General features: G+C 70.5%; 7 protein-coding genes and 1 pseudogene. 4 read left to right on the top strand and 4 right to left on the bottom strand.

The features are described from left to right. Positions 1-66: 66 nt before the first annotated feature. Positions 67-333, top strand: a complete 267-nt coding sequence (locus MEICH_RS0118765; protein ID WP_027893857.1) for a MoaD/ThiS family protein — start codon at positions 67-69, stop codon at positions 331-333. 93 nt (positions 334-426) lie between these two features. Here the strand turns inward: MEICH_RS0118765 and MEICH_RS0118760 are convergent, their stop codons facing one another. Beyond that, positions 427-1572: a phenylacetate--CoA ligase family protein gene (locus MEICH_RS0118760; protein WP_027893856.1), complete on the bottom strand. Its 1146-nt coding sequence runs from the start codon at positions 1570-1572 to the stop codon at positions 427-429. Between the two features lie 138 nt (positions 1573-1710). On the opposite strand from MEICH_RS0118760, the gene MEICH_RS0118755 reads away from it, so the two are divergent. Beyond that, the gene (locus tag MEICH_RS0118755) at positions 1711-3573 is read left to right on the top strand and encodes an ABC transporter ATP-binding protein (protein WP_084542426.1); all 1863 of its coding nucleotides are present in this window, start codon (positions 1711-1713) and stop codon (positions 3571-3573) included. A 49-nt stretch (positions 3574-3622) separates the two neighbouring features. Here the strand turns inward: MEICH_RS0118755 and MEICH_RS26090 are convergent, their stop codons facing one another. From MEICH_RS26090 to MEICH_RS0118740, 3 genes are all read right to left on the bottom strand, one after another. Continuing rightward, complete coding sequence (locus tag MEICH_RS26090) at positions 3623-4180, bottom strand: TetR/AcrR family transcriptional regulator (RefSeq protein ID WP_051304354.1); 558 nt, start codon at positions 4178-4180, stop codon at positions 3623-3625. 91 nt (positions 4181-4271) lie between these two features. Further along, positions 4272-4592 carry a hypothetical protein gene (locus MEICH_RS0118745; protein ID WP_027893854.1) on the bottom strand — a complete coding sequence of 107 codons (321 nt, stop codon included), beginning with the start codon at positions 4590-4592 and terminating at the stop codon, positions 4272-4274. A gap of 107 nt (positions 4593-4699) precedes the next feature. Beyond that, positions 4700-5017: a TFIIB-type zinc ribbon-containing protein gene (locus MEICH_RS0118740; protein WP_027893853.1), complete on the bottom strand. Its 318-nt coding sequence runs from the start codon at positions 5015-5017 to the stop codon at positions 4700-4702. 264 nt (positions 5018-5281) lie between these two features. Between MEICH_RS0118740 and hemA the strand changes: the two genes are divergently transcribed. Both hemA and MEICH_RS28190 read left to right on the top strand, forming a co-directional pair. Next, a complete protein-coding gene (hemA, locus tag MEICH_RS0118735; RefSeq protein WP_084542425.1) occupies positions 5282-6544 on the top strand; it encodes a glutamyl-tRNA reductase in 1263 nt (420 codons plus the stop codon). After that, positions 6541-6859 (top strand): annotated as a pseudogene (locus MEICH_RS28190) (hydroxymethylbilane synthase); the annotation flags it as partial. The gene hemA and the pseudogene MEICH_RS28190, both read left to right, overlap by 4 nt.

Here is a 6859-nt window from a genome sequence, read left to right as displayed (position 1 = left end):
GCTCTTCCAGAGCGCAACCCCCTTCCTCCCAGGGCTAAAGCCGCTGGGTTTCCGGGGGTCATCTCTATGAAGGTCTGGTTTTCCTCGCACTTCCGCGAGTACACCGGCGGCCAGGCTGAGGTCACGCTCGAGGCCCCCTCCCCCACCCTCGCCGCCCTGATCGCCGCCCTCGACCAGCGCTACCCCGGCTTGGCCTTCCGCATCGTCGACGAGCAGGGCCGCCTGCGCCCCCACGTGAACCTGGTGGTGGACGACGCCTTCGAGCGGGACTTGTCGCGGGGGCTCGAGGGGAGCAGCCGGGTGGGGGTGGTGGCGGCGCTCAGCGGGGGTTAGGGGGTGGGAGGTAGGCAAAAGAAGGCCCCTCCCCGCTGGCGGGGAGGGGGTGGGGTAGCTGAGGGCCGATAGCTGATGGCTGACCGCTTCCCTTCAACCGAAGCGCTTGTCCACCAGCGGCGGCCCCTCGAGCGCCGGGTCGGCCTCGAGGCCGTCGAACTTGAGGCCGGTGGCGCGGCGCAGGGCGTCCTCGAGGCCGGGGGGGACCGCCTGGGTCTTGAGCCGGAGGTAGAGCCGGTCGGTGCCGCCTTCGCCGCGGTCCACGACCACCTGGGCGCCGCCGCTGCGGGGGTCGATGCCGAAGGCCAGGAGCAGGGGGGCGAACTCGGTGGGGTAGAGCTTGACGCCCTTGACCTTGACCATCAGGTCGGTGCGGCCGATGACGCCGCGCGGGAGCACCGTCTGGCCGCCCGAGCGCTGGGCGATGGCGAGGTCGCCGGTGCGGAAGCGGATCATGGGCATGAGGGTGCGGGAGAGCGCGGTGACCACCAGCTCGCCCTTCTCGCCGTCGGGGGTGGGCTCGAGGGTCTCGGGGTCGAGCACCTCGAGGATCGCCATCTCAGGGATCTCGAGGAGGCCGTTTTTCTCGAGGCCCTCCCCGGCCACCACGCCGAGCTCGGAGGTGCCGTAGGCGTCCACCGCCACCCCGCCGATGGCCGCCTCCACCTTCTCGCGGTAGCCGGGGACGCTGGTGAAGGGCTCGCCCCCGGCCATCAGCAGCTCGAAGCGGCCCCCGGCCTGGGCGATCTTGAGGGCGAAGGAGGGGTTGCAGACTAAGATCTCGAAGCCGTACTGCTGCTGGAGCTGGGCGATGCGCTCGGCCTCGCCGGGCCCATGGGGCAACACCATGGCCCCGGCCCGCTGCAGGGCCTCGTGGAAGAGCCAGCCGCCGGCGAAGACGTGGTAGCCGAAGGCCACCAGGGCCTTTTTGCCCGCCACGCCCAGCCGCCGCATCTGGCCGGCGAGGGCCTGGGCCTGGTACTCCACGTCCTCGGGGGAGAGGTACTCGGGCATCCAGCCCAGGGCCGGGCTGGGGGTGAGGTGCATCAGGGCCGCGCCCTGGGGGGGGCGGGGGTTGGCCTGGATGTGGGCGATCCACTCCTGGCGGGTCACGGGCGGCACCTGGGCGAGCCGTTCGAGCGTGAAGCTCTGGGCGTCGAACCCCTTCAGGCGCTCGGCGTACACGGGGTGGCGCTGGGCAGCGGCGATGACTTGGCGCAGTCGCTCGAGACGGTCCATGTTAGCTCCTTTACGTGCGCCGATTATACGCAGGAAAGCCCCGAGCTTTGTGGCCCGCGAGGACAGCCGGACCCCGCCGCCCAATGCAACCGGGCTCCCGGTGAGCCGGGCGCCGCGGGCGCATAATGCCCGGCAGTTATGGACCGGCCTCCCCGCCTCAACCGCGCCCTGGACGAAGCCACCCCGCCCCCGCGCCCCCGCGTCCTGCTGGCCGACCTGCGGGCGACGCTGCGCCTGGTGTGGGCCTCGAGCCCGCCCCAGACCCTGCTGATCGCGGCCATCTCGGTGTTGCAGGCCTTCATCCCCGCCGCTTCGCTGTGGGTGAGCAAGCTGCTCATCGACGACGTGGCGCTGGCGGTGCAGGGGCGGCTCCCCGGGGGCTTCGGCACGCTGGTGGGGCTGCTGGGCTTGCAGGTGGGGCTGGGGGTGGCGGGGACCCTGCTCGCCACGCTGCACAACGCCGCCCGCGACCTGCTGGGCGACACCCTGCAAAACCGCATCCACCGGCGCATCCTCGAGAAAGCCGCCGGGCTCGAGCTCGCCCACTTCGAGAACCCCAAGACCTACGACGCGCTCCTGGGCGCCACCTACGAGGTGGGCAGCCGCCCGCTGGGGGTCTTCACCCAGCTCGTCGCGCTGGCCCAGGCCGTCCTCACGCTCTCCTCCATCGGCTTCCTGATGAGCCGCCTGGGCTGGGCGGTGATGCCCCTGGTCCTGCTCGCCAGCCTGCCCGGGGTGCTGGTCGCCAGCCGCTTCGGCTTCGAGAACTACCGCATGATCCGCCGCCGCGCCCCCGAAGCCCGCATGCAGAACTACCTGGCCCAGGTGCTCGTGGACGACGACTACGTGAAGGAGGTGCGCATCTTCGGCTTCGAGGGCTACGTGCTGGGGCGCTGGCAGGAGGTCTACCGCAAGTTCCGCGCCCAGTTGGTGCCCCTCGTCTACCAGCGCGGGGCCTGGGGCTTCGCCGCCTCGCTGGCCTCGGCCATCCTGATCGCGCTGGCGACCTTGCAGGTGCTGGCGCGGGCCGCCGCCGGGCGCATCAGCGTGGGCGACTTCGCCCTCTTCGCCCAGGGCATCGTGCAGGTGCAGGGCACCTTCAGCAACCTGCTGGGCGGCTTGTCGGGGATCTACCAAAACCTCCTGTACATGCGCAACCTCTTCGAGTTCCTCGAGCTCCCCGCCCGCAGCCTCGACACGGGCGAGGAGTGGAAGGGCCCGATCCACAGCGTCGAGTTCCAGGACGTGAGCTTCCGCTACCCGCTCACCGAGCGCGAGGTGCTCAAGGGGGTGTCCTTCCGGCTCGAGCGCGGCCAGTCCATGGCGCTCGTGGGCGAGAACGGCGCGGGCAAGACCACCGTGGTCAAGCTGCTGACCCGGCTCTACGAGCCCACCTCGGGGCGCATCCTGCTCAACGGGCAGGACGCCCGCCGCTACAGCCCGCGCAGCGTGCAGAAAGAGATCAGCAGCATCTTCCAGGACTACGCCCGCTACGCCCTCACCGCCCGTGAGAACGTGGCGCTGAGCCACATCGAGCAGCAGGGGAACAGGGCGGGGCTCGAGCAGGCCAGCCGCAAGGGCGGCGCCGACGAGGTGATCGCCGCGTTGCCCGAGGGCTACGACACCCAGCTCGGGCGGCAGTTCAACCGGGGCTTGCAGCTATCGGGCGGGCAGTGGCAGCGCCTGGCCCTCAGCCGCCTCTACTTCCGCGACTCGAGCGTGCTGGTCTTCGACGAGCCCACCGCCGCCCTCGACGCCGCCGCCGAGTTCGAGGTGATCGAGGCGCTGCGCCAGCAGGCCAAAGACCGCATCACCCTCATCATCTCCCACCGCTTCTCCACCGTGCGCTTGGCCGACGTGATCGTGGTGCTCGAGGACGGCCGGGTCAGCGAGCAGGGCTCCCACGAGGAGCTGCTGCGGCAGGGCGGAACCTACGCCACGCTGTTCCGCCTGCAGGCGCGGGGGTATCAGGAGCAGGCCGAGAGTCAGGGGAAGTTGTAAGCGGTAAGCCATCAGCTATCAGCCTTCAGCCGTACGAGCCTCCCACTCCCTACCCCCTACTTCCCGCTCGAAGCACCTCGAGAAAACCGCCGAACGCCCCGTTGACCCGCTCCCACTCCCCGGTGATCAGCCCGTCGAGCAGCAGGCCCGCCAGGGTCCCCACGATCAGGCTGGCCTGGGCGGGGGTCGAACCGGGTAAGCTCTGGAGCACGAAGCCGATCCAGCCGTGGATGGCGCGGCGGGCGAAGCCCTGGTACTCGAGCTGTCCCTGCATGGCTCCCACCTCGACCTCGTAGAGCAGGCGGGCGAAGGGGGCCAGGCGGGGGGAGCTGAACCAGCGCCAGAAGGCCTCGAGGGCCGCGTAGGGGTCGGTGGCCTCGCCGCCGAGCTCCCCCAATAGCGCCCGCTGGCGGGCCTGGGCCGCCTCGAGGACCTCGGTGACGAGCTTTTCCTTGCTCCCGAAGTGGTAGATCAGCATGCGGGCGTTGGTGCCCAGGGCCTGGGCCAAAGGGCGCAGGCTCAGGCCCTGCAGGCCGTGCTCGAGCACGTAGTCCACCGCCTTCTCCAGCAGCTCGGCACGCTTGTGGGGCTCGGGCTGACGACCCATGCCCAACAGCGTAACCCCAGTTACATGTAACAGATGTTACATATTCGAGCAAGAAACAAGCCCCACCTCGAGCGGGCAGGGCTTCAGGGGTTCAGGAGCGCGAGGGGCCGCGCTTGAGCGCGTCGCGGTAGTGGCGCAGGGTCAGGGCCCAGGCGGCGAGGTTCATGACCCCGGCGATCACCAGCCCCTGCTCGAAGGGCGCGTGGAACAGGCCCAAGACCTGGGTCAGCAGGTGGAACACCGGCAGGAACAGCAGGCTCGCCAGCGCCAGGCCGGTGGGCATCTCCAGGCGGGACTCGAGGGAGCCTTTGGGGGCTTTAGCAAAGCTGAGGCGGGGGTTCAACAGCCACAGCATCAGGCCGTTCGACAGGGTCACGAACAGGGCGAACAGGGTAAGGGGGGTGATCTCCACGACTACTTCTCCGAAGACCAATCTAGCCCATACGGCGGGAAACACAAAGACGAAAGCGCCGAAAGGCCCGCCGATTAAGCGGGCCTCAAGACGCGCGGCTTCGGGCGTCAGTCGAAGATGTCGAAAAGCTGTTCCAGCTTGCTCTTCTTGCGCTTGCGCTTGTAGTCGTCGTAGCCGTGGTCGGTGTCGTGGGTGCGGCGGTAGTCGGGGTTTTGGGCATAGCGGGGGTCGCGCTGGCGGTAGCCCTCGAGCTCGGCCTCGTACTCCTGCTCGTACTGGCGCACCTGGCCCAGCAGGCGCTCCATCTCGCCGGGGTCGAGCCAGACCCCGCGGCACTTGGGGCACACGTCGATGTGGACGCCGTTGCGCACGACCTCGTTCATCCCCGATTCACACCCCGGGGCAGGGCAGGTGAGTAAAGGCATGCTGTACCTCCCGGACCTATAGTGCACTAAAGGGCGCGGCGCAGACCAGGGGGTGCCCACTGGTTTGCCCGGCCGTTTTAGGCTACCTTGGTGAATAAAGTTTTGCCGTGCAGCACTCAGGATTTTCACATCTCGAGGCGGTGCGGCCTCCCAGGGACTAATGTCCCAACCCCCTGATTTATGGTTTCATAGGCAATGCTGGACCCCTGCGGTTACCGTCGCGTTACCGACCCGCGCTTACCCTGACCCTCGAGTCCGTTAGTGATGAACCCACCCCCCCGTCCCCCGTCGGATCGCCCGCGCCTGCTGTGCGTGGGGATTAACCACGCCTCGGCGCGGCTGGAGGTGCGCGAGCGCTACGCGCTCTCCAAGCCCGCCCAGGCCCGCGCCCTGCTGCGGGCCAAGCAAAACCCGCCCGCCGGGCTGCACGAGGTGGCCGTGCTCTCGACCTGCAACCGCACCGAACTGTACGGCGTGGGCGAGGACGGCATCGACGCCAACACCCTGCTCGGCCTGCTCGAGCACGTGCGGGTGAGCGAGGGCGACTTCGGGCACCACGGCTACGTGAAGGAGGGGGCCGCCGCCCAGGAGCACCTGCTGCGCGTGGCCGCCGGCCTCGACTCGCAGGTGCTCGGCGAGAGCGAGATCTTGGGGCAGGTGCGGGAGATGCTCGAGCTCGCCCAGGAGGTCGGCACCTTAGGGCCGGTGCTCTCCAAGCTGCTGCAGCAGGCGCTGCACGCGGGCAAGCGGGTGCGCCGCGAGACCGGGCTGGGCGACGGCATCCTCTCCCACAGCAGCCTCGTCGCCCGCATGCTCAACCACGAGGCCGCCATGCTGCCCGCGCCCAGCGTGCTGATCGTGGGGGCGGGCAGCATGGCCCGCTCGGCGCTGCTGGGCCTGGAGCGCGAGCGCTTCGGGCGGGTCTGGGTCACCAACCGCACCCTGGGGCGCGCCCGCGAGCTGGCCGAGCAGGCCGGCGCCGAGGCGGTGGGGCTCGAGGCGATGGGCCGGGTGCTGCGCGAGGCCGACTTCGTGATCTCGGCGGTGAGCGTGGAGCGCCCCCTGCTCAGGCCCGAGCATCTGGGCGGCGCCCGCCAGCCGGTGGCCCTCTTCGACCTCTCCCTGCCCCGCAGCATCGCCCCCTCGGTGGCCGAGCTGGGCGTGCGGCTGCACACCCTCGACGACCTCGAGGCCATCCTCGCCGTCCACCGCGCCGAGCGCGAGGCCGCCGTGCCCCAGGCCGAGCGGATCGTGGCCGAGGAGCTCCGCGCCTTCGGGGGCTGGCTCGAGGCCCGCGCGGTGGTGCCCACCGTCAAGGCCCTGCGGCAGCGCTTCGAGGCCCTGCGGCAGGCCGAGCTCGAGGCCCTCTCCCCCGCCGAGCGGGCCGTGGCCGAGCGCGTGACCCACCGCCTGGTGCAGAAGCTGCTGCACTCCCCCCTGACCCGCCTGCGCGAGCTGGCCGAAGAGGGGGAGGCCGAGCCCTACCGGCAAGCCCTGCACGCCCTCTTCGGGCTGGAGCAAGAATGAAGCTGGTCATCGGCACCCGCGGCAGCCGGCTGGCCCTGTGGCAGTCGGAGCACGTGGCCCGGCGGCTGCGCGAACTGCACCCCGGCCTCGAGGTCGAGCTGCTCACCCTGAGCACCCGCGGCGACCGCGAGCTGGAGAAGGCCCTGCCCGAGATCGGGGGCAAGGGGCTCTTCACCGCCGAGCTCGAGGCGGCGCTCGAGCGGGGCGAGGCCGACCTGGCCGTGCACAGCCTCAAGGACCTCCCCACCGAGCCCGACCCCCGCTTCACGCTGGGGGCCGTGCCCGAGCGGGCCTCGCCGCTCGAGGCCCTCATCA

The sequence above is a fragment of the Calidithermus chliarophilus DSM 9957 genome (assembly GCF_000430045.1).
Taxonomy (GTDB): Bacteria; Deinococcota; Deinococci; order Deinococcales; family Thermaceae; genus Calidithermus; species Calidithermus chliarophilus.
The sequence above is the reverse complement of the archived record's forward strand: the minus strand, read 5'-3'. Positions and strand labels throughout refer to the sequence as shown.

Excerpts from the sequence above, each read along its gene's own strand:
- hemA (WP_084542425.1), top strand. The coding sequence starts at position 5,282 with ATGAACCCACCCCCCCGTCCCCCGTCGGATCGCCCGCGCCTGCTGTGC.
- MEICH_RS0118755 (WP_084542426.1), top strand. The coding sequence starts at position 1,711 with ATGGACCGGCCTCCCCGCCTCAACCGCGCCCTGGACGAAGCCACCCCG.
- MEICH_RS0118765 (WP_027893857.1), top strand. The coding sequence starts at position 67 with ATGAAGGTCTGGTTTTCCTCGCACTTCCGCGAGTACACCGGCGGCCAG.
- MEICH_RS0118740 (WP_027893853.1), bottom strand. The coding sequence starts at position 5,017 with ATGCCTTTACTCACCTGCCCTGCCCCGGGGTGTGAATCGGGGATGAAC.
- MEICH_RS26090 (WP_051304354.1), bottom strand. The coding sequence starts at position 4,180 with ATGGGTCGTCAGCCCGAGCCCCACAAGCGTGCCGAGCTGCTGGAGAAG.
- MEICH_RS0118760 (WP_027893856.1), bottom strand. The coding sequence starts at position 1,572 with ATGGACCGTCTCGAGCGACTGCGCCAAGTCATCGCCGCTGCCCAGCGC.